Raw genomic sequence first — 25,685 nt, 5'->3', positions numbered from 1 at the left:
GAGTCGACCTAATTCACTCGTTGCAAAACTTTGACGATATTTTTTAAGCATATCGAACTCGGTAAAACCTAAACAAGGTTCGATTTCTGAGATTTTTTGTATCTTTACCATGTGTTTTTATTTTAGATTACCCCCGTTTTGGCCGTCAAACCGTTTTTTGGGGGGAATGCTTAAAGATACAAAAAAGGCAACTAATTCGCAATGAAGTAGTTGCCTTAAATTTTATTATTTTAGGAATATCCCTGTTTATGCGATACCGTGAGCACTCACTGAACTATCGATTTTCTTAATCAATCCTTGAAGTACTGCACCCGGTCCACATTCAGTGAAATCCGTAGCACCGTCAGCTATCATATTTTTAACTGATTGAGTCCAGCGTACAGAAGCAGTCAGCTGTGCAACCAGATTCTTTTTGATTTCTGCAGGATCAGTGTGGGGAAGTGCATCTACATTTTGGTATACCGGACATTTAGGAGTGTGAACTTCCGTAGCTTTAATGGCAGCTTCCAATTCTATTTTAGCAGGATCCATTAACGGAGAATGAAAGGCACCACCTACTTTCAATGGAAGAGCGCGTTTGGCTCCGGCAGTTTTCATCAGTTCACAAGCCTTTTCGATGCCCGAAATAGACCCGGAGATAACGATTTGTCCCGGACAATTATAGTTGGCAGGTACACAAACTTCGCCTTCTGCATTTACAGATGCGCAGATTTCTTCTACTTTTTCATCCGACAGTGCGATGATAGCGGCCATAGTGGACGGAGTAGCCTCACAGGCTTTTTGCATAGCCATTGCACGTGCATAAACCAATTTAAGTCCATCTTCAAAAGTCAGAGCACCGGCAGCTACCAAAGCTGAGAATTCACCAAGTGAGTGACCAGCTGTCATTTCCGGTTTGAAGTCATCGCCCATGCAAAGAGCGGATATGACAGAGTGGAGGAATACGGCAGGTTGAGTAACTTTTGTCTGGCGGAGGTCTTCGTCTGTGCCGTTGAACATGATATCTGTAATGCGATATCCGAGGATATCATTTGCTTTTTCAAACAATTCTTTTGCTAAAGCTGAGTTTTCATACAGGTCCTTACCCATTCCTACGAATTGAGCGCCTTGACCGGGAAATACAAATGCTTTCATATTTTTATTATTTAATTGGTTTTTAATTGCGGGTGCAAAGTTACGGAATTTTATGATACAACCGCACAAATTGTACACATTTGTGCAACGGAGTCCGGAAAATGCCATAACGGACCGTTGCCATGACCGATGTGTAACTCTTTTCCGGCAAGAATGGCTTGGGTAACATAGGCTTTGGCGTGGCGGATAGATTCGTGTAAGGGATATCCTTTTGCCAGATAAGTGGCAATTGCGGAAGAGAGGGTACACCCTGTTCCGTGCAGATTATTACTTTCTATTTTTTTCTCCTTATATATATAGGAAGCAGATTCGGAGGTATATAGGAAGTCGGACATTAGATCACCTTCCAGATGTCCGCCTTTTACTAATATACTGATATGATAATGTTCCGTCAGTAGTTTGGCGGCTTCCTGCATTTCCTGAATGTTATGGATGGGGTTACCGATAAGTACGGCTGTTTCGTCAAGATTTGGAGTAGCTAAAGTGACGAGCGGTAACAGTTCTTTCTTTATTTCTTCTATGGCCTCGTCCGTCATTAGTTTTTGTCGACTGGTGGATACCATCACAGGATCGTAAACGATATATTGCGGAGTATATTTTCGGATACAGTCAGAAATGACACGGACGATCTGAATGTCATTTATCATACCTATTTTTAGCGCAACAGGTTGGAGATCCTCCATAACAGCTTCTATTTGTCCGCGAACGATTTCGGGGGACATAGCCTGTACAGTGTGCACTCCTAATGTATTCTGTACGGTAATTGCGGTAATGGCCGAAGCCGCATATCCTCCTAATGCTGAGATTGCTTTTATATCCGCTTGAATACCTGCACCTCCCGAACAATCGGAACCGGCAATGGATAAAATGACAGGATGATGTTTCATTTTAGTTTTTTTAATATTTAGGTTGCAAAGATAGGATAAAAAACGATAAGGTACAAAAGGACATATCGTTTAAAATACAATAAGTACCGGTATTTTAATCTATCGGTACAAATGCGAAAAGTGCTGATAATAAAGTGCGAATATAGTTTTCGTACTTTATACAATTACTCTTCCTACGAATAGCTAAAATACATATTGTAAATTGTAAGATAACGCCAACTGTACATATTGTATGGTATATGATATGTATATATATGAAAAACAATGTTTTATAGCATATCTGTTATTTTTGTTGGGACTGCATTTCTCTTCTATATTTGCATCGTCTTAAAGAAATATATATGCATAATATACATAAAAATACCCTTTGGCCAACAATCATATATCAGTGGATTGTGTTGTGATTGGTTTTGACGGAGAACAACTGAAAGTGTTGCTTGTGAAACGTGCGGGTGAAGATAATGGTGAAGTATATCACGATATGAAACTTCCCGGAAGTCTTATATATATGGATGAAGATCTGGACGAAGCTGCACAACGTGTCTTGTACGAATTGACAGGACTTAAAAATGTAAATCTGATGCAGTTTAAGGCATTCGGCTCTAAAAACAGAACCAGTAACCCCAAAGATGTGCGCTGGTTGGAACGGGCTATGCAATCGAGGGTAGAGCGTATTGTGACTATAGCTTATCTGTCTATGGTCAAGATAGACCGTACATTGGACAAGAACCTGGATGATCACCAGGCTTGTTGGATTGCTTTGAAAGATGTGAAAACATTAGCTTTTGATCATAATCTGATTATTAAGGAAGCAATGACTTATATTCGTCAGTTCGTAGAATTTAATCCTTCCATGTTGTTCGAACTGCTTCCGCGTAAATTTACAGCTGCACAATTGAGAATTCTTTTTGAGTTGGTATATGACAAAACTGTGGATGTACGTAACTTCCATAAAAAAATAGCCATGATGGAATATGTAGTTCCTTTGGAAGAAAAGCAACAAGGCGTGGCTCACCGGGCTGCACGTTATTATAAATTTGACAAGAAGATATATAATAAAGTAAGACGGTAAGACTTTATTCAAGTATTAGGTATAATATTAAGTATTAGGCGTTGAATGTTATAGTATTAATTGTCGGGCATTGAGCGTTAAATCGTAAATCGTTTAATCGTAAATAAAATTATGTTTCTATTAGGTTATGACATAGGTAGCTCGTCCGTAAAAGCGAGTTTGGTAAATGCTGAAACAGGCAAATGTGTATCATCGGCATTCTTTCCGAAAACAGAGGCGGACATTATCGCAGTAAATCCCGGATGGGCGGAACAAGACCCGGAGAGTTGGTGGGGGAATTTAAAGTTGGCTACACAAGCTATTATGACCGAATCCGGAGTGAGTGCTGCTGAAATTAAAGCTATCGGCATCTCGTATCAGATGCATGGATTGGTATGCGTTGATAAGGATCAGCATGTGTTGCGTCCCGCTATTATTTGGTGTGATTCCCGTGCTGTGCCATACGGACAGAAAGCGTTTGAAACGATCGGAGAGGAGAGATGTCTTTCTCATTTGTTGAACTCGCCGGGAAACTTTACAGCTTCCAAGTTGGCATGGATTAAAGAAAACGAGCCTGCCATCTATGAGCAGATTTACAAGATAATGCTGCCGGGTGATTATATTGCCATGAAGTTGAGTGGAGAGATTTGCACAACCGTTTCCGGACTTTCGGAAGGTATGTTTTGGGATTTCAAGAACAACCGGGTGGCTGACTTCCTAATGGATTATTACGGATTCGACTCTTCTTTGATTGCAGATATTAAACTGACCTTTGCAGAGCAGGGACGCGTCAATGTGATAGCAGCTAAGGAGTTGGGTTTGAAAGAAGGAACACCGATTACTTACCGCGCCGGTGACCAACCTAATAACGCTCTTTCTTTAAATGTATTCAATCCGGGAGAGATAGCTTCTACAGCGGGAACGTCGGGAGTGGTTTACGGAGTGAACGGTGAAGTAAATTATGATCCGCAATCGCGCGTCAATACCTTTGCTCATGTCAATCATGCAATAGACCAAACACGTTTGGGAGTATTGCTATGCATCAACGGAACAGGTATTCTTAATTCATGGGTAAAACGAAATATAGCTCCCGAAGGAATATCTTATAATGAAATGAATGTGTTGGCTTCTAAAGCTCCTATCGGCAGCGCGGGAATCAGTATTCTGCCTTTTGGCAACGGCGCCGAGCGTATGCTGAACAATAAAGAAATCGGATGTAGTATTCGCGGACTGGATTTCAACGCACATGGCAAACATCACATTATTCGTGCAGCTCAAGAGGGGATTGTGTTCTCCTTCAAGTATGGCATTGATATAATGGAGCAGATGGGGATTCCTGTGAAGATGATTCATGCCGGACACGCCAATATGTTCTTGAGTTCTATCTTCCGTGATACGTTGGCTGGAGTGACCGGAGCCACCATTGAGCTTTACGATACGGATGGTTCGGTAGGTGCTGCGAAAGGTGCAGGTATTGGTGCAGGTATCTATAAAGATAATAATGAGGCATTTGCTACGCTTGACAAATTGGATGTGATTGAGCCTAATATGGCTAAACGCCAGGAATATGCGGACGCGTATGCTAAATGGAAGTATCGTTTAGAAAAATCAATGAGTAAATAATCTAAGTATAACATCGTGAGTAATGTGCTGTTCATATTGGTGCATTCTCACACTAAAAACATTATTAATTATGGCAACAAAAGAGTTTTTCCCTGGAATTGAAAAGATTAAGTTTGAAGGTAAGGATAGCAAAAATCCGATGGCATTCCGCTATTATGATGCAGAGAAAGTAATCAATGGAAAGAAGATGAAAGATTGGTTGAAATTCTCTATGGCATGGTGGCATACATTGTGTGCTGAAGGCGGTGACCAGTTCGGTGGCGGAACAAAACAATTCCCTTGGAATGGTAACGCAGACGCTGTTCAAGCTGCAAAAGATAAAATGGATGCAGGTTTCGAATTCATGCAGAAAATCGGTATCGAATACTACTGTTTCCACGATGTGGATTTGGTTTCTGAAGGTGCAAGCATTGAAGAATATGAGGCCAATCTGAAAGAAATTGTAGCTTATGCAAAACAAAAACAAGCTGAAACAGGCATCAAACTGTTGTGGGGTACTGCCAATGTATTTGGTCATGCACGTTATATGAACGGTGCTGCTACTAATCCTGATTTTGACGTAGTAGCTCGTGCTGCTGTTCAGATCAAGAATGCAATCGACGCAACTATCGAATTGGGTGGTCAGAACTATGTATTCTGGGGTGGTCGTGAAGGCTATATGTCTCTTCTGAACACAGATCAGAAACGTGAAAAAGAACACTTGGCACAGATGTTGACTATCGCTCGTGACTATGCTCGTGCCCGTGGTTTCAAAGGTACTTTCCTGATCGAACCGAAACCGATGGAGCCCACTAAACACCAATATGATGTAGATACGGAAACTGTAATCGGCTTCTTGAAAGCTCATGGCCTCGACAAAGATTTCAAAGTGAATATTGAAGTAAACCATGCAACTTTGGCCGGTCATACTTTTGAACACGAATTGGCAGTGGCAGTAGACAACGGTATGTTGGGTTCTATCGACGCTAATCGTGGTGATTATCAGAATGGTTGGGATACAGACCAATTCCCGATTGACAACTACGAACTGACACAGGCCATGATGCAAATTATCCGTAATGGTGGCTTGGGTAACGGTGGAACAAACTTCGACGCTAAAACTCGTCGTAACTCTACTGACCTGGAAGATATCTTCATTGCTCACATCGCAGGTATGGATGCTATGGCTCGTGCATTGGAAAGCGCAGCAGCTCTGTTGAACGAATCTCCGTATAAGAAAATGTTGGCTGACCGTTACGCTTCATTCGATGCTGGTAAAGGTAAGGAATTTGAAGATGGCAAATTAACGTTGGAAGACGTGGTTGCTTATGCTAAAGCAAATGGTGAACCGAAACAGACTAGTGGCAAACAAGAACTTTATGAAGCAATCTTGAATATGTATTGCTAATTAACCCACCACAGATTACGTGTATTTCACAGATTTTTTCTTCTCTCTTTTGAATTTATCTGTGTTCATCTGCGTAATCTGTGGTGATATATCTAACTACTACAACACTACTTATCACTATGATTAATACAATGAACGAGGGTAGTAAACTCTACCTGTATTCGATAACCTCTGTCGCTATCTTGGGCGGACTGCTTTTCGGCTATGACACGGCAGTTATTTCCGGTGCAGAGAAAGGCTTGGAAGCTTTTTTTTCTTTCAGCCTCTGATTTTCAATACAATAAAGTAATGCATGGAATCACTTCTTCCAGTGCATTAATTGGCTGTGTACTGGGGGGAGCGATTTCCGGTATATTTGCTTCCCGTTTGGGACGTCGTAATTCCTTAAGGCTTGCTGCCATACTCTTTTTCCTTTCAGCATTAGGTTCCTATTATCCGGAATTCTTATTCTTCGAATATGGAAAGCCGAACATGGATTTGCTGATTGCTTTTAATTTGTATCGTGTTTTAGGTGGTATCGGAGTAGGACTGGCTTCTGCAGTCTGCCCGATGTATATTGCTGAAATAGCCCCTTCCAATATTCGTGGAACGCTTGTATCGTGTAACCAGTTTGCCATCATCTTCGGTATGCTGGTAGTGTACTTTGTGAATTACCTGATTATGGGTGACCATCAGAATCCTGTTATTTTGAAAGATGCAGCCGGTGTGCTGTCTGTCAGTTCTGAATCTGATATGTGGACTGTTTATGAAGGATGGCGTTATATGTTCGGTTCGGAGGCTTTCCCTGCCGCTTTCTTTGGACTGTTATTGTTCTTTGTTCCGAAAACACCTCGCTATCTTGTTTTGATACAGCAGGATGGAAAGGCCTACTCAATTCTGGAAAAGATCAATGGTAAGACAAAAGCACAGGAAATCCTTAATGATATTAAAGCTACCGCTCACGAAAAGACAGAGAAGATATTTACTTATGGAGTGGCGGTAATTGTGATCGGTATTCTGCTATCTGTGTTCCAGCAAGCTATCGGTATTAATGCCGTGCTATATTATGCTCCTCGTATTTTTGAAAATGCAGGTGCGGAAGGCGGCGGTATGATGCAAACGGTTATTATGGGTATTGTAAACATTGTCTTTACACTGGTTGCTATCTTCACTGTAGACCGCTTCGGACGTAAACCATTGTTGATAATCGGTTCTATCGGTATGGCTGTTGGTGCATTTGCAGTGGCGATGTGTGACAGTATGGCAATAAAGGGGATCCTTCCGGTGCTTTCAGTGATTGTGTATGCAGCATTCTTCATGATGTCCTGGGGACCGATTTGCTGGGTATTGATCGCGGAGATCTTCCCGAACACCATCCGAGGTAAAGCGGTGGCAATCGCTGTGGCTTTCCAATGGATATTTAACTATATTGTATCTTCTACTTTCCCGGCATTGTACGATTTCAGCCCAATGTTTGCATATAGTTTATACGGCATTATTTGTGCGGCTGCTGCTATCTTCGTTTGGCGTTGGGTACCCGAAACAAAAGGGAAGACGCTGGAAGATATGAGCAAACTTTGGAAGAAAAATAAATAGGTTAGTGTAATTTCATCGTGTCATTATGACTTTGCTCTCTTAACATGACTCTATTGAGATTATGACATCGTGCCAATCAATGGTATGGTGTCATAATTGTTTGTATATGCAATAAACAGATCTGCAATGTGTTATGTAGACTTAAATAAAAGCATTCATTTTCCATAGCTAAAGCACTGCTTTAGCTTAGTTAAAGCGGTGCTTTCCCTCTCTTAAAGCGGTGCTTTTTCTTTTTTCTAGCTTTGAACAGTATCTTTTCTATAAATAGCTATACCTTTGCACTATCTTTTATAAAAACACGTATTGTTATGGAACAACATCCGATAAAAATTAATAAAGTGCAGATACGCAATCTTCAGATAGAAGATTACGCACAGTTATCTCAATCGTTTACCCGCGTTTATTCAGATGGTAGCGATGTATTTTGGACTCACGCCCAAATTCAGAAATTAATCAATATTTTCCCGGAAGGACAGATTGTTACGGTTGTCGATGATAAAATTGTGGGTTGTGCCCTGTCTATTATTGTCGATTATGATAAAGTGAAGAATGACCATACGTATGCGCAAGTGACAGGCAAGGAAACATTCAACACGCATAATCCTAAAGGAAATATCCTCTACGGTATTGAAGTGTTTATTCATCCGGGTTATCGTGGTTTGCGTCTGGCACGTCGTATGTATGAATACCGTAAAGAACTTTGCGAAACATTGAATCTGAAAGCTATTATGTTTGGTGGACGTATCCCCAATTATCATAAATATGCTGATAAGATGCGTCCGAAAGAATACATCGAACGTGTGCGTCAGCGTGAAATCTATGATCCGGTTCTAACTTTTCAGTTGTCAAATGATTTTCATGTCCGTAAAGTTATGACCAATTATCTTCCTAATGACGAAGAATCGAAACATTATGCTTGTTTGTTGCAATGGGATAATATTTATTATCAGCCACCTACGCAGGAATATATTAATCCGAAAACAACAGTCCGTGTAGGCTTGGTGCAGTGGCAGATGCGTAGTTATAAGACATTGGATGATTTGTTTGAGCAAGTAGAGTTTTTCGTGGACGCAGTATCGGATTATAAAAGTGATTTTGTCCTTTTCCCGGAGTATTTCAATGCTCCTTTGATGTCGAAGTATAATGATAAAGGAGAATCTCAGGCCATTCGTGGGCTTGCGAAGTACACAGAGGAAATTCGCGACAGATTTATCAATCTGGCAATCAGTTATAATATCAATATTATTACCGGAAGTATGCCGTATGTCAAAGAAGACGGACTTTTATACAATGTAGGATTCCTTTGTCGTCGGGACGGTACATACGAAATGTATGAAAAAATGCATGTCACTCCGGATGAAATCAAGAGTTGGGGGTTGAGTGGCGGTAAGTTGTTGCAGACATTTGATACCGATTGCGCTAAAATCGGAGTTTTAATTTGTTATGATGTAGAGTTTCCCGAGCTATCCCGTTTGATGGCGGATCAAGGGATGCAGATATTATTTGTGCCTTTCCTGACCGATACGCAGAATGCTTATTCCCGTGTTCGGGTATGTGCGCAGGCACGCGCTATTGAAAATGAATGTTTTGTAGTTATTGCGGGAAGTGTGGGGAATCTTCCTCGTGTACATAATATGGATATTCAATATGCCCAGTCCGGTGTCTTCACTCCCTGCGACTTTGCTTTCCCGACTGACGGAAAGAGAGCGGAAGCGACTCCTAATACCGAGATGATTCTTGTTTCGGATGTGGATCTGGATTTATTGAATGAACTGCATACTTATGGTAGCGTACGTAATCTGAAAGATCGCAGAAGTGATGTTTATGAAGTAAGACTAAAAAAATAAGACAGTGGCTCAAAATTCACCACAGATTACACGGATTGGCACAGATTATTCCTATTGGATTATTTCTATTAAGAATGAATCATTTAATCTTCAATCTGTGAAGGTTCGTGTAATCTATGGCAAAAGAGTTTTGATTTATTCCCGTTTTACCCCTTCCCGGAAGTACCGCTTTCGAGGATACTGACGATGGAGAATAAGGTAAAACAGATAGCTCCCAGTCCTGATAAGACGCGGGCGAGAATGAAATAATCCGAATGTACCGTGGCAAGTTCAAATACAAATGCAGCCAAGAATAAGCAAGCCAATGCAGTCAGTACCGGAATCAAAGGAATGCGGTTGGCTAATTTGAATTCATGTCTCCATATTTTTGCCAGGAGGATTACTTTACTGGAGATACTGTAACATACTAAACCAAGTCCAAGCATGATATAGCCTGTAGTACCGTTTGTATTTCCTGAGTCCGCGAAAATTACAAAAAGCCCCCAAATGAAGGAAATAGATCCCATCAGTAACACTAACTTCGGCCATTGTGAACGTTCTTTTTCCGAATATACATTACGTATCTGTCGGGCTATAGTAGCTACTAACGCAATCAGGCTGGTACAAATACATGCAAGGCCTACCATTACATGGCCTGCCACAAAGTAAGCCGGATGAACGTGGCTGTTGGCTAATAAAACAAATACCCATATCCATGCAACCAAAGATATGGTGATTACAACGGCTTCCATCGTACGTTCTTCACCCAAGGAAAAAGCTCCTTTCGGAACTTCATGCCCTGTGCTTTTAGAGTTTCCGGGAATAAAAGAAAAGCGGGTGGAAGAGGTGGCGGCAGTGGCTACGCAGCCTGTAATAAATCCGACACCGGTTATTACATGACCGGCAACGAATGCTGAAGGAGAATCAGCTCCACTGAAGATGCATATTCCTGTGATGATTGTCGCAATAGCTGCCAGATAACCAAGGATCGGCAATCCATATTTTGCGGCTCGGTTATAAGTATGTATGATTTGCCGGATAATGGTAGCCGCCGTACAGAACAGCGCAATACATATCATGCCTAGTGAAAAAACGACGGGGCCTGCCACAACGCGACCTCCTGCATCTCCGTAACCGTAAATGAATGCTCCGTATCCGAAGCAAAAGAGTGCCATCACCAAAGGGATTGCTCTGAATAAAATACTAATACCGTAATTCATAAGATAAGTGCTTTTAGGTTTTTCAGTAGAACAAGGATAGGTCTGTTTTGTTTAGGTCACAGGCAGTTTAAATCGTTAACTTTATAGGATTCCGATTAAAAGTCTTTGCTTTTTGCTCAACTAAACAAATGTTTTTGTAAATTTGCACCCTTAAAAACGGGGATACCCCTCAAAGTGTAAATTGTAAATAGTAAAATCGTAGATATAGCTATGGGTAAGAGATTTACTGAGTATTCGCAGTTTGACCTTTCACAGGTGAACAAAGATGTGCTGAAGAAATGGGACGAAAACCAGGTTTTCGCCAAGAGTATGACAGAACGTGATGGCTGTCCTTCGTTCGTTTTTTTTGAAGGACCTCCCTCGGCTAATGGTATGCCGGGTATTCACCATGTAATGGCCCGTACGATTAAGGATATTTTCTGCCGTTACAAAACGATGAAAGGGTATCAGGTAAAGCGTAAAGCCGGATGGGATACGCATGGACTGCCTGTAGAATTGGGTGTAGAAAAGGCGTTGGGTATCACAAAGGAGGACATCGGCAAGAAAATCTCCGTAGCCGAATATAATGCTGCTTGTCGCAAGGATGTGATGAAGTTTACTAAAGAATGGGAGGACTTGACTCACAAGATGGGATATTGGGTGGATATGAAACATCCCTATATCACGTATGACAACCGTTATATTGAAACCCTTTGGTGGCTGTTAAAGCAATTATATAAGAAAGGATTGTTGTATAAAGGATATACTATCCAGCCGTATTCTCCGGCAGCAGGAACGGGATTGAGCTCTCATGAGCTGAACCAGCCGGGATGTTACCGGGATGTGAAGGATACGACGATGGTTGCCCAATTCAAGATAAAGAACCCGAAACCGGAAATGACCGGATGGGGAACTCCTTATTTCCTTGCTTGGACCACCACTCCATGGACATTGCCTTCAAACACGGCACTCTGTGTCGGCCCGAAATTTGATTATGTGGTTGTACAGTCATACAATACATATAATGGAGAACCGATTACGGTTGTTTTGGCTAAGGCGTTGTTAAATACTCACTTTAATCCGAAAGCTGCGGACCTGAATCTGGAAGATTACAAACCGGGAGATAAGCTGGTTCCGTTCAAGGTAGTGGCCGAATATAAAGGTACGGAACTGGTGGGCATGGAATATGAACAACTCATTCCTTGGGTGAAACCGATAGAGGTTTCCGAAGATGGAATGTGGAAAGTCAGCGATAAAGGCTTCCGGGTTATTCAAGGGGATTATGTGACGACAGAAGACGGTACGGGTATCGTGCACATTGCACCGACTTTTGGTGCGGATGATGCGAATGTGGCACGTGCGGCAGGTATTCCGTCATTGTTCATGATAAATAAGAAAGGTGAAACCCGCCCGATGGTAGATCTTACCGGTAAGTTCTATTTGTTGGATGAACTGGATGAAAGATTCGTCAAGGAATGCGTGGATGTAGATAAATATAAGGAATATCAAGGCGCATGGGTGAAGAATGCTTATGACCCGCAGTTTACGGTGGACGGAAAATATGATGAGAAGGCTGCTCAGGCTGCCGAATCTTTGGATATTGCTCTTTGCATGATGATGAAGGCTGGTAAGCAAGCTTTCAAAATAGAAAAGCACGTCCATAACTATCCGCACTGTTGGCGTACAGACAAACCAGTACTTTATTATCCGTTGGATAGCTGGTTTATCCGTTCTACAGCTTGCAAGGAGCGTATGATGGAGTTGAACAAGACTATCAACTGGAAACCGGAGTCTACCGGAACAGGACGCTTCGGTAAATGGCTGGAGAACTTGAATGACTGGAACTTAAGCCGTTCGCGTTATTGGGGAACTCCGCTTCCTATTTGGCGCACGGAAGATAATACGGACGAAAAGTGTATTGAATCCGTAGAGGAACTTTATAATGAAATAGAGAAATCGGTGGCTGCCGGATTCATGCAGTCGAACCCGTATAAGGATAAGGGATTTGTTCCGGGTGAATATACGGAGCAGAACTATGACAAGATTGACCTTCACCGCCCGTACGTGGATGACATTATTCTGGTTTCTAAAGACGGTAAGCCGATGAAGCGTGAAATGGACTTGATAGATGTTTGGTTCGATTCTGGTTCAATGCCATACGCACAGATCCATTATCCGTTTGAAAACAAGGAACTGTTGGATAGCCGTCAGGTATATCCTGCCGATTTCATTGCAGAAGGAGTGGATCAGACACGCGGATGGTTCTTCACATTGCATGCGATTGCCACTATGGTATTCGACAGTGTATCTTATAAAGCGGTAATTTCTAACGGATTAGTGTTGGATAAGAACGGTAACAAGATGTCCAAACGTTTGGGTAATGCTGTCGATCCGTTTAGTACAATTGAGAAATATGGTTCTGACCCGTTGCGCTGGTATATGATTACCAACTCGTCTCCGTGGGATAACTTGAAATTCGATGTAGATGGAATAGAAGAAGTCCGCCGTAAATTCTTCGGTACTTTATATAATACCTATTCGTTCTTTGTGCTTTATGCCAATGTTGACGGATTTGAATATAAGGAAGCGGATGTGCCGATGGCGGAACGTCCGGAAATCGACCGTTGGATTCTGTCTGTGTTGAACACGTTGATAAAAGAGGTAGATACCTGTTATAATGAATATGAGCCGACAAAGGCTGGACGTTTGATTTCCGACTTTGTGAATGATAATTTGTCCAATTGGTACGTTCGTCTGAATCGTAAACGTTTCTGGGGTGGTGAATTTACACAAGATAAACTGTCTGCATACCAGACATTGTATATATGTCTTGAGACAGTGGCTAAATTGATGTCGCCGATAGCTCCGTTCTATGCCGACAGGTTGTACACAGACTTGATTACAGCGACAGGACGTGATAATGTTGTGTCTGTCCATTTGGCTAAATTCCCGGAATACCAGGAAAATAGCATAGATAAAGAACTGGAAGCCCGTATGAAAATGGCGCAGGATGTAACGTCTATGGTATTGGCATTACGTCGTAAAGTGAATATCAAAGTGCGCCAACCTCTGCAATGTATCATGGTTCCGGTGGTAGATGAAGAACAGAAAGCCCATATCGAAGCGGTGAAGAACTTGATAATGAATGAAGTTAATGTCAAGGAAGTTAAATTTGTAGATGGTGCTGCTGGTGTATTGGTAAAGAAGGTGAAATGCGACTTTAAGAAATTGGGTCCGAAGTTTGGAAAACAAATGAAAGCAGTGGCTGCTGCTGTTGCCGGAATGTCGCAGGAAGCTATCGCCGAGCTGGAAAAGAATGGAAAATATGTGCTGAACCTGGATGGAGCGGAAGCTGTTATTGAAGCAGCGGATGTGGAAATCTTCAGTGAGGATATTCCGGGATGGCTGGTTGCCAATGAAGGTAAGCTGACCGTTGCGCTTGAAGTAACCGTTACCGAAGAGTTGCGCCGGGAGGGTATTGCCCGTGAATTGGTAAATCGTATTCAAAATATACGAAAATCAAGCGGTTTCGAGATTACAGACAAAATAAAAATAACAATCTCGAAAAATACGCAAACAGATGATGCGGTAAAAGAATATAATACTTATATTTGTAACCAAGTTTTAGGCACATCTTTAGGACTTGTAGATGAAGTGAAAGACGGTATAGAGCTTAACTTTGACGATTTTTCACTGTTCGTGAATGTGATAAAAGACTAATACTATATTGATTAACCTTTTAAAATTGTAAGATTATGGCAGAAAAGACTAGATACTCAGATGCGGAACTCGAAGAATTCCGTGCCATTATTATGGAGAAACTGGAATTGGCCCAACGTGACTATGAACAGTTGAAGAAGAGTTTGATGGGATTGGACGGTAATGATACCGATGATACGTCTCCTACCTATAAAGTGTTGGAAGAAGGTGCGAATACGCTATCCAAAGAAGAAACAACCCGTCTGGCACAGCGTCAGTTGAAGTTCATACAAGGATTGCAGGCAGCTTTGGTACGTATTGAGAATAAGACGTATGGTATCTGTCGTGAAACAGGAAAGTTGATTCCGGCAGAACGTCTGCGTGCTGTTCCTCATGCTACATTAAGCATTGAAGCAAAAAACAGCGGTAAAAAATAATAGATAGCTACACAAGCTACGAGTGACGAGCTACAAGTAGCTGCGCAAAGTTTACGCACGGCACTTGTAGCTCGTTATGTTTAATTTATAATGAACACATGAAGAAACTATTCACGAAAGGGAGAATCGCTCTGCTCGTTATCTTTTCCGTATTGATTATTGACCAGATCATTAAAATCTGGATTAAAACTCATATGTATTGGCATGAAAGCATACGTGTGACGGATTGGTTTTATATCTATTTCACCGAAAACAATGGAATGGCTTTCGGTATGGAGATTTTTGGGAAGTTGTTCCTGACCACTTTCCGTATTGTTGCGGTAGCGTTGATAGGGTGGTATCTCTACAAGATAATAAAAAAAGGATTCAAAACAGGCTATATTGTTTGTGTGGCTTTGATTTTGACCGGTGCTTTGGGTAATATTATAGATAGTGTCTTTTATGGAGTGATCTTCAATGAAAGCACACATTCGCAGATTGCGAGCTTTATGCCCGAAGGAGGAGGATATTCTACTTGGTTCTACGGTAAAGTTGTGGATATGTTCTACTTCCCGATTATAGATACGAACTGGCCTGCTTGGATGCCGTTTGTGGGTGGCGAGCATTTTATATTCTTTAGTCCGATCTTTAATTTTGCTGATGCTGCTATTAGCTGTGGTATCATTGCTTTATTGCTTTTTTATAGTAAATATCTGAATGAGTCATATCATTCGTTGGATAAGGAAGAAAAGAAAAGTGTGAATCATGAATAATAAGTTTCGGTTTCATCTGTGTCTTGTCTGCATAGTGGTTTTTGCGGTAGCCGGGTGTAAAGTGAAAAGACCCGGTGGGGTAATCCCTGAATCAGAGATGGAGAATTTGTTATACGATTACCATCTGGCAAAGTCTATGGGGGATAACCTTCCTTATAGCGAGAACTATAAGAAAGCGTTGTATCTTGATGCCGTCTTTCGGAAACACGGAACTACGCAGGCTGTGTTTGATTCCTCTATGGTGTGGTACACACGTAACACAGAAGTGTTGTCGAAAGTTTATGAGAAGGTAAAGGTACGTTTGAAAAATGAGCAGGAACTTGTTGGCGATCTGATAGCCAAGCGTGATAAGAAACCGAAAACAACCAAACAAGGAGACAGTATTGATGTATGGCCGTGGCAGCGTATGGTGCGCCTCACAGGTGAGATGATGAACAATCAATATGTGTTTACCTTGCCGACTGACTCTAACTATAAAGATCGGGATACGTTGGTGTGGGAAGTGCGGTATCGTTTTCTGGAACCGATGTTGGCCGATTCTTTAAGAACTGTCACTATGGCAATGCAGGTGATTTACGAGAAAGATACAGTTAGTCATTGGACAATAGTGACCGAACCCGGTGTTCAGAAAATCCGTCTTTTTGCAGATACATTGGGACAGATGAAAGAGATAAAAGGCTTCATTTATTATCCGTTGGAAAGACAGGAAAAAGCAGGGGCATTGTTGGTCGATTGCTTTAGCATGACCCGTTATCATTGTACGGATACACTTGCTTTTGCTGTCCGTGATTCACTGAATAAGATAAAAGCTTTGGAAGCTGATTCTTTGAAGAAACTCTCCGATCATAAGGCTGATTCTTTGAAGAAAGTAGTGGAGAAGGAGAAGGGTAAAGAAGATGTTCAACGATTGACACCGGAAGAAATGAACCGCCGCCGTACGGGAACACATCGTGAGAAGAAGCCGGAGCAGATCGAAGTGGAACAACATATCCAGCAGGAAAGAATGGAACAGCGCAAGGAACGCCAGATGAATCAACGTAGGCGTCAGCAGCAAAGACGTCAAACACGTTAGTTATGATGAAACGTTTTGCTTCTCATTATTTACTGATACCCGGTGTCGGATTCGTAAAGCAACAGGTAGTGGAGATAAGCGATGAAGGAGTTGCTCAAAATATATTTCCACTGAATGAAGAAGTGGAGTCCGTTGAATGGCTGCCAGGGCTAATTGTTTTGTTGTCTGTATATCAGATGGAAGAAATAAGAAATACCGGGATGGTTGTTAAAAACATCCCGGTATTTCAACAGAATCTTCCTGTTCTTATAGTTGCGTCTTCTTGTACTTTGAACGACTTTCTTGATACATCCCGGAAGAGTGGAGAAGTATTGTTTCCTTATTTGTTTTATCCCTTTGATTTTACTTCCATGCGGCCTGTCGACGGAACTCGGCACAGATTACTGCGGTAGCAATGGCTACATTGAGCGACTCGGATGTTTCCTGGCCTTGTGGATAATTGGGAATATACAGTTTTCTATTGATTAACGCTTCCACTTCTTTCCCTATGCCGTTTCCTTCATTTCCCATCACAATCAATCCATTAGCGGATAATGGTTGTTCATACATATTTTGTCCATCCAAAAAAGTACCGAACACGGGTATCTCTTTGCCTTGTGAACGGATAAAATCCGGAAGAGAAGTGTAATGTACCCTTACTCGGGCAATTCCACCCATAGTGGCTTGTACTGTCTTGGGGTTATAAACGTCTACTGTGTTCTGTGAGCAAATAATGTCTTCAATCCCGAACCAGTCGGCCAAACGAATAATCGTTCCCAGATTTCCGGGATCCTGAACATCGTCTAATGCTAGACAAAGGGAGTGACGGGCAATATCCGGAGTTAGCGTATATTGCGGTTGCTCCAAGATTGCAAGTACCTGTTGGGGTGTTTTTAAAAGACTTGCCCGTGAGAGTTCCTCTTGAGAGACTTCTGCTATCTCGCCCGCATATATATTCGGATGACTCTGAAGCCATAATGAGGTTGCGGCCAGAAAACGGCAAGGAAAATATTCGAGTAAATCGCCTACCAGCTTTGGGCCCTCAGCTAGAAATACTCGTTCTTCTTTACGTATTTTCTTTTGTTCCAGCGAGTGTATATACTTTATTTTATTCTTACTAAGTGGTGCCATAGATTTGATATTCTTTTGCAAAGCTATAAAGATATTTCCAATCTGCCTTTACTTTCCTCTCTTTTTCTTAAATTATTTTCCCTATCGGAAAATATAATTTATCTTTGTAATCACTTTTTTTATGCTATCGATGTAAGAACCGTATGAGGAGAGATTTTCTTTGTTTGTTTGCTTCTGTCGCTGTCTTGTCACTTGCTTCGTGCACTGCCACCAAGTTTGTGCCGGATGGTTCATATCTGTTGGATGAAGTCAAAATTCGTACGGATGAGAAAAGTATCCGCCCTTCTTCATTGAAAATGTATGTTCGTCAGAATCCTAATGCCAAGTGGTTTAGTCTGATAAAGACCCAACTTTACGTTTACAATCTTTCCGGACGTGATTCTACTAAGTGGGGAAATAAATTTTTACGGAGAATAGGTGATGCTCCCGTGATATATAATGAGGATGAAGCATTGCGTTCTGAAGAGGAAATCACGAAGGCTGTGCATAATATGGGATATATGGCAGCTACTGTGAAACGTTCGACAAAGATAAAAAAGAAGAAGATAAAATTATACTATGACGTGACTGCGGGAAAGCCGTATGTTGTTCAGTCCATTAAATATAATATATCCGATCCTAAAATAGAAGCGCTTCTCAAGCAGGATTCTGCCAGGAGTCTGTTGAAACAAGGAATGTATTTTGATGTAAATGTATTGGATGCGGACAGGCAACGTATCACGGATAAATTGTTGCAAAACGGTTATTATAAATTTAATAAGGACTATATAGGCTATACTGCCGATACTGTCCGTAATACCTATAAGGTCGATTTGACTCAGTTTTTGCGGTCTTACAAGGCACATACGAATGATTCGGCACGAGCACATCAACAATATTGGATCAATAAGATTAATTTTATCACTGATTATGATGTCCTGCAATCTTCGGCATTGAGCAGTGTGGAAATCAACGACTCTATTCATTATAAAGGATATCCTATTTTCTATAAAGATAAACTTTATTTGCGTCCCAAAGTATTGACGGATAACCTTCGTTTTAGTCCCGGAGATTTGTATAATGAACGCGATGTGCAGCAAACATACTCCAGCTTTGGGCGTTTGTCGGCGTTGAAATATACTAATATCCGTTTCTTTGAGACTCAGTTAGGAGATTCGACAATGCTCGATTGCTATGTAATGCTGACAAAAAGCAAGCATAAGTCTGTATCTTTTGAGGTGGAAGGAACGAATTCCGCCGGAGACTTGGGGGCGGCTGCTTCAGTCGCTTTTCAGAATAGGAATCTATTTCGTGGTTCGGAGACTTTTATGATAAAGTTTCGTGGGGCATACGAGGTGATCTCCGGACTTCAGGCAGGCTATTCGAATAACAACTATACCGAATACGGGGTAGAGACGAGCATTAATTTTCCTAACTTCTTGTTTCCCTTTCTTTCTTCTGACTTTAAACGTAGAATCAGGGCTACCACTGAGTTCGGGTTGCAGTATAATTATCAGTTACGGCCGGAGTTTCTGCGAACGATGGCATCTGCCAACTGGAGTTACAAATGGACACAACGCCAGAAAATTCAACATCGTATCGATTTGATTAATATTGGTTTTCTCTATTTGCCGCGTATTTCAGACAGATTCAGAGAAGATTATATCAATAAAGGGCAAAATCATATATTCCAATATAATTATCAAGACCGCTTGATTGTAAATATGGGATATAGTTACAATTATAATAGTGTAGGTGGGTCTATCGTCAATAATACTATTGCTTCTAATTCATATTCTATCCGCTTTAATTTTGAGTCTGCGGGAAATATATTGTATGCCTTGTCCAAAGTTGCCAATATCCGGAAGAATGATAATGGTGAGTATGCCATTCTAGGAATTCCCTATGCCCAATATCTGAAAGGTGAATTTGATTTCGCAAAGAATATACGGATTGACCACCGTAACTCATTCGCGTTTCACGCCGGTTTGGGAATTGCAGTACCCTATGGGAATGCAAAAACGATTCCGTTTGAGAAACAATATTTTTCCGGAGGGGCTAATAGCGTACGTGGATGGGCCGTGCGTGATTTAGGACCGGGTTCTTTCTCCGGAAATGGAAACCTGTTGGACCAATCGGGAGATATTAAACTGGATGCAAGTATTGAATATCGGAGTAAACTGTTTTGGAAATTTCAAGGAGCCGTATTTGTGGATGCAGGTAATATCTGGACGATCCGTAACTATGCAAATCAGCCCGGGGGTGTTTTTAAGTTCGACAAATTCTATAAGCAAATAGCGGTTGCTTATGGCTTAGGTTTACGGCTTGACCTGGATTTCTTTATTCTTCGTTTTGACGGAGGTATGAAAGCGGTTAATCCTGCTTTTGAAACAAAGAAAGAGCGTTTCCCTATTATTCATCCTAAGTTTAGTCGTGATTTCGCTTTCCATTTTGCCGTGGGATATCCATTCTGATTAGCCATTTATTGCGTTCCCTCATTAGTTCAAGTGTGTCTCGCAGAACACTTATTTGTTGCATTTCCCCACTGATGGGACTTATGATATGCGCATTTTTTATTTCGCAAACGACCGTTGCCCTTTCGGAATTAGCATCTATTTCGCTGGAAACGACAGATATTTTGGCTGCTCCCTGTGCTTTTAATTGTTCTATATGCTTCTGCTGTATATTGGAGGCTAAAAAGCTAAGATAGGATAGGGAAGAAGGAGTGCTCCACTCTTCGGCAACTGGATAATTGAAGTTATAAAAGGCTTCGCAAAAGTCTACGGCTGCTTGCTCTATTTGGTTTTGGGGTGTTTGTTGCTGACAAGATAAGCAGATGAATGAGAATATGGATAGGATGTGTATGTGCAGTTTATTCATAACATTAAATTTATATGATTGGAGATAATATTATAGTGGTAATGAGGATGAAAAAAGGAGATGAAACAAAGTCGAGTTCAGTTCCATCTCCTTTATTATATATTCTTGGGTTGTTATGTTAACGGGCTGCAAACATGAGATTGCTTGTAGTAGCTTGGCGAGCTGCCATCATACCTTGAGCATCCAGAGTTACATTCATTTTCTCACCGTTCGGCAAGAACAAGTCAGCAGTACCGTCATTATTCATTTTTACAAGTTCAGCACTTTCACCGTTTGCAACAACGTTCCATGTATTGGCTTCTTTGTCGTAAATCAGATCCATAGAAGCAGTTTCTCCTTCTTTAGTGATAGAGTAGCCGTTCTCCAGCGTTTTTACCATATAGTTACCGTTTTCTCCTTTAACTTTCTTTACGTCACCTACATTAGCCATAGGATTGGAACCACTCCAGAATTCAATAGAGTTGATTACTAAAGCATCGGCAAGGTAAGCTACACCATAGACCGGTACAATGTTGAAGGCTAAAAACACAAGTTCATTTACAAATTTGTTACCAAGAGACTGATTCCAAGTTGTCAGGCGGTTAAATAAGCCGAATGAACCTACACAGGAACTAAATAATAGGCTGCCGCTGAGTACTGCCGCAACCAAAAACATTTTGTTTCTTTTCATGTCAGAAAGTTTTTAGTTAATAAAAAATATTTATATTTTTTCTTTTGTGTACCTGCAAATATAATACTTTTTTGTTTATTTAGGTTATAATCCCTGTTTTTTATGATTTTAATTTTCGGCGTGCCATTTCATTTCCGATGATATGATCGATGGAGAATTTGCCAGGTCCGGCGATATACATGATTATAAACACAATTAAGTAAATAAAAGCCAACTCTTTGACTGTAAATGCATCATTGGCATGAACGATAAAAAATGCCACTATCATTGTGAAAGCCATCGGAATCATTGCCAAACGATATAAAAAGCCGACGATAAATGCCATTGAGCATACCAATTCGCCGAAAATGGCTAACCCGAGAGAAATGGGGCTGCCTAATCCCAGTGGGTCCGGAAAAACGGCAGATAATTCTTGAAAGTTACTCCATTTTTGTATTCCGTGATTCATCAATAATACTCCGAAGATTATCCGGACTGCTAGTAGCAACAAAGAGGTTTTTGTTGTGTTGGGTTTTGTTGGAAATAAAAAGTTATAAATCATAAGATATTCTATTTTAAGTTTGTTCTTATTTATGATAAACATAAGAAATCTTGATTTTGTTCTCATAATTTTATAATAAACTTTGTATCTTTGTAGAAAAATGTGTGATATGGAACAGCATACTTATGATAATGAGTCCGTTCAGGAATTGCTGGATTGGGCAAAAAAAATGGTTGAAACTAATAATTATCCGACAGAGAGATTTAAGATCAATAAGTGTACAACAATTATTGATGGGAAACATTATCTGGAAACATTAATTGCAATGATTTCCAGAAATTGGGAAAACCCGACTTTTCATCCTACTATAGAGCAATTGTGGGAGTTTAGAGAAAAGTGGGAGAATAGAGAAGCGCATAAATAGAAGTGCACTCTGATCACGCCTGACAAGAGTGCACAACAAACAAAACAAACAAAATTAACATATTATACTCGTATCTTCGGAGATTACGAGAAATAAGGATATGCAAATATACACCGAATAATCTCAATAATTGATTATTTAATCACATTTTTTATGTATATAGTCATTTATTTATCATTTTAAGTGTTAAAAGGGCAGCCATCTTTTCTTTTTCTTCAAAGGCTGCTGCTCATTATCATTTTGGCTATATATATCCGCGAATGTTTTTTTCTTCTTTATCATCTCATAAATAAGCCCCCAATCCGGTAAACCGCCTAGATTGCGATCGTCAATGAATAAGTCGGCTTTTAATTTGCGGGAAAAGCCTTGATGGCTTTTTTGTTCTTCAGGATAATCCTTGTTGACCGCATAGAATTCCAGACCTCTGGCTTTACACCATTCGACAGCTTCTTCCAAGAGTGTTCCTTCACGCACACTCCATAATATTAAGCGGTGCTTTTCTTGTTGCAATAACTTCAATGTATCGATGGCGAACGGAATTTCTTCACCAATGCGTGGATAACGATGCTCTACAATCGTTCCGTCAAAATCAACAGCTATAATCATAGTTTTCTAGTACCTAATTTCTGACAAAGATACAGACAGTAAGCTAAAAAAACGTATCTTTGCCCCGAATTAACATTTTAACAAAAATATAAATACATGGACAATTCCCCTCAGCGTGCTGCTAAAGGCTTTACGAGAGCTTTCTGGGTCAGCAACACAGTCGAACTGTTTGAGCGTATGGCATATTATGCCATTTTTATCGTTCTCACTATTTATCTATCTTCCATTTTAGGTTTTAACGATTTCGAAGCAAGTATGATTTCCGGGCTTTTTTCCGGAGGTTTATATCTGCTTCCTATTTTTTTCCGGGGCCTATGCCGACAAAATCGGTTTCCGGAAATCAATGATTATAGCATTCTCCTTATTATCTGCCGGATATTTGGGGCTAGGTGTGTTGCCCACTTTGCTGGAAGCTGCAGGGCTGGTTAGTTATGGCACTGCTACTCAATTTAATGGTTTGCCTGATAGTTATACCCGGTGGATCATTGTTCCGGTTTTATTTGTGCTTATGGTGGGAGGCTCCTTCATTAAGTCTATCATCTCTGCTTCTGTGGCTAAAGAAACAACAGAAGCAACCCGTGCCCGTGGTTATTCCATCTTTTATATGATGGTAAATGTGGGTGCTTTCACCGGTAAAACAATAATCGACCCTTTGCGTAATGTCATTGGTGAGCAAGCATATATCTATATTAATTATTTTTCCGGTACGATGACAGTTATTGCTTTGTTTGCTGTTATTTTCCTTTATAAATCAACGCACACGGCAGGCGAAGGAAAAACACTCCGTGAGATTGGGCAAGGATTTATACGAATCATTACAAACTGGCGTTTGTTGATTCTTATTCTAATTGTTACCGGTTTCTGGATGGTACAGCAGCAACTTTATGCCACTATGCCCAAGTATGTGATTCGTATGGCCGGAGAGACGGCAAGACCGGGTTGGATTGCTAATGTGAATCCGTTTGTGGTGGTTTGTTGCGTTAGTTTTATCACACGTCTGATGGCAAAACGCAGTGCGATTACTTCGATGAATGTGGGGATGTTTCTGATTCCTGTTTCTGCGTTGCTGATGGCGTGCGGGAATTTGCTGGGCAATGATCTTATTGCCGGTATGAGCAATATTACTCTGATGATGATTGCTGGTATAGTGGTGCAGGCACTTGCCGAATGTTTTATTTCACCGCGTTATTTGGAATATTTCTCTTTGCAGGCTCCTAAAGGAGAAGAAGGAATGTATTTAGGGTTCAGCCATTTGCATTCGTTTCTTTCTTCTATTTTCGGTTTTGGTCTGGCGGGAATTCTGCTTACTAAGTATTGTCCGGATCCTGCTTTGTTCGAGACACGGGCAGCGTGGGAGGGAGCTAGCGTAAATGCTCATTATATATGGTATTATTTTGCTGCTATAGGGCTGATTGCAGCTGTGGCATTACTGTTATTTGCAAAAATCACCGAATCCATCGACAAAAAGAAGAAAGCTTCTCGGTAATTCTCTTCTTTTTTACGTATATTTGCCGTCACTTTGCTGTAAAAGTTGACGGCATTTTGCATTTTAATAAAGAAGATAAAACATGAAAGTAAAATTTATAAGCCTGGCGAGTGGCAGTAGTGGAAACTGTTATTATCTGGGTACCGAAACTTATGGGATACTGATAGATGCAGGAATTGGTATACGTACAATCAAGAAAGTACTGAAAGATTATAATATCCTGATGGATAGTATCCGTGCGGTATTTATAACCCACGATCATGCTGACCACATTAAAGCAGTGGGTAATCTGGGAGAAAAAATGAATATTCCTGTTTATACAACCGCACGTATTCATGCCGGAATTAATCGTAGTTATTGTATGACAGAGAAACTCAGTTCGTCAGTCCGTTATTTGGAAAAGCAGGAACCCATGATGTTGGAGGATTTTCGTATCGAGTCTTTTGAGGTGCCACATGATGGAACGGACAATGTAGGATATTGCATTGAGATTGACGGCAAAGTCTTTTCTTTCTTGACGGATCTTGGGGAAATTACTCCTACGGCTGCCCGTTATATCAGTAAAGCCCATTATCTGATACTTGAAGCCAACTACGATGAGGAAATGCTTAAGATGGGTCCTTATCCTCAATATCTGAAGGAACGGATTGCGAGTAGGACCGGACACATGAGTAACTCTGATACGGCGGAGTTTTTGGCGGAAAATATCACTGAACATTTGCGATATATTTGGTTGTGTCATTTAAGCAAAGACAATAATCATCCGGAATTGGCTTTCAAAACAGTAGAATGGAAATTAAAGAACAAAGGAGTAATCGTCGGCAAAGATGTGCAACTGCTTGCTTTAAAGCGAAATACACCTTCCGAGCTCTATGTGTTCGAATAAAAGCGGAAAAAAGATAGTAAAAAAGCTGCATTATTGTTTGGTCAAATAAAATAAAAGACCTACTTTTGCAACCGCAAACGAGGAAATAAGCACTCTTAGCTCAGTTGGTAGAGCAACTGACTCTTAATCAGTGGGTCCAGGGTTCGAATCCCTGAGGGTGTACAAATTCCGAGTTGCAATGAAAAAAAATGCACTCTTAGCTCAGTTGGTAGAGCAACTGACTCTTAATCAGTGGGTCCAGGGTTCGAATCCCTGAGGGTGTACAAAATCACTTGAAGGAGAAATTTAGGAATTTCTCCTTTTTTGTTAATAATCAATGGGTCAACGTAACAATCTGAGGGATTCTATATTTAAGCATATAATTTAGCAAGTCTATATAAGAAAAAAGCTCTATCTCTTACTCCTCTGAACTGTGCTCTAAATGCTTTGATTTTAGCATTGAATGACTCTGCTGCGGCATTGGTTGCCCTCCTTTCAAAGAAATTGATTATATTCAGATAATGTGTTTGTATAGAACGTGC

At 40.8% G+C, this 25,685-nt stretch carries 20 protein-coding genes, 2 tRNA genes and 3 pseudogenes; 16 read left to right on the top strand and 9 right to left on the bottom strand.

Annotated features, from left to right (window positions below):
* Positions 1–246: 246 nt before the first annotated feature.
* Positions 247–1,134: an ACP S-malonyltransferase gene (fabD, locus tag BACFIN_RS17560; protein WP_007748432.1), complete on the bottom strand. Its 888-nt coding sequence runs from the start codon at positions 1,132–1,134 to the stop codon at positions 247–249.
* Positions 1,135–1,184: 50 nt separating this feature from the next.
* Positions 1,185–2,021 carry a bifunctional hydroxymethylpyrimidine kinase/phosphomethylpyrimidine kinase gene (gene thiD, locus BACFIN_RS17565; protein WP_007748430.1) on the bottom strand — a complete coding sequence of 279 codons (837 nt, stop codon included), beginning with the start codon at positions 2,019–2,021 and terminating at the stop codon, positions 1,185–1,187.
* Between the two features lie 341 nt (positions 2,022–2,362).
* Here thiD and BACFIN_RS20455 point away from each other — a divergent pair.
* The 5 genes and pseudogenes from BACFIN_RS20455 (at position 2,363) to BACFIN_RS17590 (ending at position 9,504) form a co-directional block, all read left to right on the top strand.
* Positions 2,363–3,093 (top strand): annotated as a pseudogene (locus BACFIN_RS20455) (NUDIX hydrolase).
* A gap of 111 nt (positions 3,094–3,204) precedes the next feature.
* Positions 3,205–4,695 carry a xylulokinase gene (locus BACFIN_RS17575; protein ID WP_007748425.1) on the top strand — a complete coding sequence of 497 codons (1,491 nt, stop codon included), beginning with the start codon at positions 3,205–3,207 and terminating at the stop codon, positions 4,693–4,695.
* Positions 4,696–4,765: 70 nt separating this feature from the next.
* A complete protein-coding gene (xylA, locus tag BACFIN_RS17580; protein ID WP_007748423.1) occupies positions 4,766–6,082 on the top strand; it encodes a xylose isomerase in 1,317 nt (438 codons plus the stop codon).
* Between the two features lie 119 nt (positions 6,083–6,201).
* Positions 6,202–7,657 (top strand): annotated as a pseudogene (gene xylE, locus BACFIN_RS20450) (D-xylose transporter XylE).
* Positions 7,658–7,965: 308 nt separating this feature from the next.
* Positions 7,966–9,504 (top strand): carbon-nitrogen hydrolase family protein, encoded by a 1,539-nt coding sequence (locus BACFIN_RS17590; protein ID WP_007748417.1) that lies wholly within the window; start codon positions 7,966–7,968, stop codon positions 9,502–9,504.
* A 146-nt stretch (positions 9,505–9,650) separates the two neighbouring features.
* On the opposite strand, the gene BACFIN_RS17595 is transcribed toward BACFIN_RS17590, so the two are convergent.
* Positions 9,651–10,703 carry a DUF2776 domain-containing protein gene (locus BACFIN_RS17595; protein ID WP_007748415.1) on the bottom strand — a complete coding sequence of 351 codons (1,053 nt, stop codon included), beginning with the start codon at positions 10,701–10,703 and terminating at the stop codon, positions 9,651–9,653.
* Between the two features lie 210 nt (positions 10,704–10,913).
* Here BACFIN_RS17595 and ileS point away from each other — a divergent pair, with 210 nt between their 5' ends.
* The 5 genes from ileS to BACFIN_RS17620 all read left to right on the top strand — a co-directional run bounded on the left by ileS (position 10,914) and on the right by BACFIN_RS17620 (position 17,034).
* A complete protein-coding gene (gene ileS, locus BACFIN_RS17600) occupies positions 10,914–14,402 on the top strand; it encodes an isoleucine--tRNA ligase (protein ID WP_007748413.1) in 3,489 nt (1,162 codons plus the stop codon).
* Between the two features lie 35 nt (positions 14,403–14,437).
* The gene (locus BACFIN_RS17605; RefSeq protein WP_004295883.1) at positions 14,438–14,818 is read left to right on the top strand and encodes a TraR/DksA family transcriptional regulator; all 381 of its coding nucleotides are present in this window, start codon (positions 14,438–14,440) and stop codon (positions 14,816–14,818) included.
* Positions 14,819–14,916: 98 nt separating this feature from the next.
* Positions 14,917–15,570, top strand: coding sequence for a lipoprotein signal peptidase (locus BACFIN_RS17610; protein WP_007748394.1), 654 nt, complete (start codon positions 14,917–14,919; stop codon positions 15,568–15,570).
* Entirely contained in the window at positions 15,563–16,642 is a 1,080-nt protein-coding gene (locus tag BACFIN_RS17615; protein WP_007748393.1) for a DUF4296 domain-containing protein, read from the top strand. The genes BACFIN_RS17610 and BACFIN_RS17615 overlap by 8 nt, the downstream gene beginning before the upstream one ends.
* Positions 16,643–16,647: 5 nt before the next feature.
* On the top strand, positions 16,648–17,034 hold the full coding sequence (locus BACFIN_RS17620) for a hypothetical protein (RefSeq protein WP_007748391.1): 387 nt from the start codon (positions 16,648–16,650) through the stop codon (positions 17,032–17,034).
* Here BACFIN_RS17620 and BACFIN_RS17625 read toward each other — a convergent pair.
* On the bottom strand, positions 16,985–17,752 hold the full coding sequence (locus BACFIN_RS17625) for a TrmH family RNA methyltransferase (protein WP_007748389.1): 768 nt from the start codon (positions 17,750–17,752) through the stop codon (positions 16,985–16,987). The two genes, BACFIN_RS17620 and BACFIN_RS17625, sit on opposite strands and share 50 nt — an antisense overlap.
* A gap of 143 nt (positions 17,753–17,895) precedes the next feature.
* Between BACFIN_RS17625 and tamL the strand changes: the two genes are divergently transcribed.
* Positions 17,896–20,205, top strand: a complete 2,310-nt coding sequence (tamL, locus tag BACFIN_RS17630) for a translocation and assembly module lipoprotein TamL (protein WP_007748385.1) — start codon at positions 17,896–17,898, stop codon at positions 20,203–20,205.
* Here the strand turns inward: tamL and BACFIN_RS0219335 are convergent.
* The 3 genes from BACFIN_RS0219335 to BACFIN_RS17640 all read right to left on the bottom strand — a co-directional run bounded on the left by BACFIN_RS0219335 (position 20,159) and on the right by BACFIN_RS17640 (position 21,822).
* Positions 20,159–20,611, bottom strand: coding sequence for a hypothetical protein (locus BACFIN_RS0219335; RefSeq protein WP_022276327.1), 453 nt, complete (start codon positions 20,609–20,611; stop codon positions 20,159–20,161). The two genes, tamL and BACFIN_RS0219335, sit on opposite strands and share 47 nt — an antisense overlap.
* A 118-nt stretch (positions 20,612–20,729) precedes the next feature.
* Positions 20,730–21,281 (bottom strand): DUF3332 domain-containing protein, encoded by a 552-nt coding sequence (locus tag BACFIN_RS17635; protein WP_007748383.1) that lies wholly within the window; start codon positions 21,279–21,281, stop codon positions 20,730–20,732.
* 100 nt (positions 21,282–21,381) lie between these two features.
* Positions 21,382–21,822 (bottom strand): DoxX family protein, encoded by a 441-nt coding sequence (locus BACFIN_RS17640; RefSeq protein ID WP_032839120.1) that lies wholly within the window; start codon positions 21,820–21,822, stop codon positions 21,382–21,384.
* 109 nt (positions 21,823–21,931) lie between these two features.
* Between BACFIN_RS17640 and BACFIN_RS17645 the strand changes: the two genes are divergently transcribed.
* The gene (locus BACFIN_RS17645; protein WP_022276325.1) at positions 21,932–22,186 is read left to right on the top strand and encodes a DUF6965 family protein; all 255 of its coding nucleotides are present in this window, start codon (positions 21,932–21,934) and stop codon (positions 22,184–22,186) included.
* 186 nt (positions 22,187–22,372) lie between these two features.
* Here BACFIN_RS17645 and BACFIN_RS17650 read toward each other — a convergent pair whose 3' ends face one another.
* A complete protein-coding gene (locus tag BACFIN_RS17650; protein ID WP_007748374.1) occupies positions 22,373–22,792 on the bottom strand; it encodes a BT0820 family HAD-type phosphatase in 420 nt (139 codons plus the stop codon).
* 96 nt (positions 22,793–22,888) lie between these two features.
* Here BACFIN_RS17650 and BACFIN_RS20445 point away from each other — a divergent pair.
* The 4 genes and pseudogenes from BACFIN_RS20445 to BACFIN_RS17670 all read left to right on the top strand — a co-directional run bounded on the left by BACFIN_RS20445 (position 22,889) and on the right by BACFIN_RS17670 (position 25,427).
* Positions 22,889–24,278: pseudogene (locus BACFIN_RS20445) on the top strand (peptide MFS transporter).
* Between the two features lie 82 nt (positions 24,279–24,360).
* Positions 24,361–25,164, top strand: a complete 804-nt coding sequence (locus tag BACFIN_RS17660) for an MBL fold metallo-hydrolase (RefSeq protein ID WP_007748368.1) — start codon at positions 24,361–24,363, stop codon at positions 25,162–25,164.
* An 89-nt stretch (positions 25,165–25,253) separates the two neighbouring features.
* A tRNA-Lys gene (locus BACFIN_RS17665) sits at positions 25,254–25,326 on the top strand.
* A gap of 28 nt (positions 25,327–25,354) precedes the next feature.
* Positions 25,355–25,427 (top strand) — tRNA-Lys (locus BACFIN_RS17670).
* 87 nt (positions 25,428–25,514) lie between these two features.
* Here BACFIN_RS17670 and BACFIN_RS21410 read toward each other — a convergent pair.
* Positions 25,515–25,685 (bottom strand): transposase (locus BACFIN_RS21410; RefSeq protein ID WP_007748366.1); only part of this gene is annotated, 171 nt, incomplete at its 5' end.

The organism is Bacteroides finegoldii DSM 17565 (genome assembly GCF_000156195.1).
GTDB lineage: Bacteria > Bacteroidota > Bacteroidia > Bacteroidales > Bacteroidaceae > Bacteroides > Bacteroides finegoldii.
Note: the sequence above shows the minus strand (reverse complement) of the source record. Positions and strands in the feature narration are given on the sequence as shown.

Excerpts from the sequence above, each read along its gene's own strand:
- fabD (WP_007748432.1), bottom strand. The coding sequence starts at position 1,134 with ATGAAAGCATTTGTATTTCCCGGTCAAGGCGCTCAATTCGTAGGAATG.
- thiD (WP_007748430.1), bottom strand. The coding sequence starts at position 2,021 with ATGAAACATCATCCTGTCATTTTATCCATTGCCGGTTCCGATTGTTCG.
- BACFIN_RS17575 (WP_007748425.1), top strand. The coding sequence starts at position 3,205 with ATGTTTCTATTAGGTTATGACATAGGTAGCTCGTCCGTAAAAGCGAGT.
- xylA (WP_007748423.1), top strand. The coding sequence starts at position 4,766 with ATGGCAACAAAAGAGTTTTTCCCTGGAATTGAAAAGATTAAGTTTGAA.
- BACFIN_RS17590 (WP_007748417.1), top strand. The coding sequence starts at position 7,966 with ATGGAACAACATCCGATAAAAATTAATAAAGTGCAGATACGCAATCTT.
- BACFIN_RS17595 (WP_007748415.1), bottom strand. The coding sequence starts at position 10,703 with ATGAATTACGGTATTAGTATTTTATTCAGAGCAATCCCTTTGGTGATG.
- ileS (WP_007748413.1), top strand. The coding sequence starts at position 10,914 with ATGGGTAAGAGATTTACTGAGTATTCGCAGTTTGACCTTTCACAGGTG.
- BACFIN_RS17605 (WP_004295883.1), top strand. The coding sequence starts at position 14,438 with ATGGCAGAAAAGACTAGATACTCAGATGCGGAACTCGAAGAATTCCGT.
- BACFIN_RS17610 (WP_007748394.1), top strand. The coding sequence starts at position 14,917 with ATGAAGAAACTATTCACGAAAGGGAGAATCGCTCTGCTCGTTATCTTT.
- BACFIN_RS17615 (WP_007748393.1), top strand. The coding sequence starts at position 15,563 with ATGAATAATAAGTTTCGGTTTCATCTGTGTCTTGTCTGCATAGTGGTT.
- BACFIN_RS17620 (WP_007748391.1), top strand. The coding sequence starts at position 16,648 with ATGAAACGTTTTGCTTCTCATTATTTACTGATACCCGGTGTCGGATTC.
- BACFIN_RS17625 (WP_007748389.1), bottom strand. The coding sequence starts at position 17,752 with ATGGCACCACTTAGTAAGAATAAAATAAAGTATATACACTCGCTGGAA.
- tamL (WP_007748385.1), top strand. The coding sequence starts at position 17,896 with ATGAGGAGAGATTTTCTTTGTTTGTTTGCTTCTGTCGCTGTCTTGTCA.
- BACFIN_RS0219335 (WP_022276327.1), bottom strand. The coding sequence starts at position 20,611 with ATGAATAAACTGCACATACACATCCTATCCATATTCTCATTCATCTGC.
- BACFIN_RS17635 (WP_007748383.1), bottom strand. The coding sequence starts at position 21,281 with ATGAAAAGAAACAAAATGTTTTTGGTTGCGGCAGTACTCAGCGGCAGC.
- BACFIN_RS17640 (WP_032839120.1), bottom strand. The coding sequence starts at position 21,822 with ATGATTTATAACTTTTTATTTCCAACAAAACCCAACACAACAAAAACC.
- BACFIN_RS17645 (WP_022276325.1), top strand. The coding sequence starts at position 21,932 with ATGGAACAGCATACTTATGATAATGAGTCCGTTCAGGAATTGCTGGAT.
- BACFIN_RS17650 (WP_007748374.1), bottom strand. The coding sequence starts at position 22,792 with ATGATTATAGCTGTTGATTTTGACGGAACGATTGTAGAGCATCGTTAT.
- BACFIN_RS17660 (WP_007748368.1), top strand. The coding sequence starts at position 24,361 with ATGAAAGTAAAATTTATAAGCCTGGCGAGTGGCAGTAGTGGAAACTGT.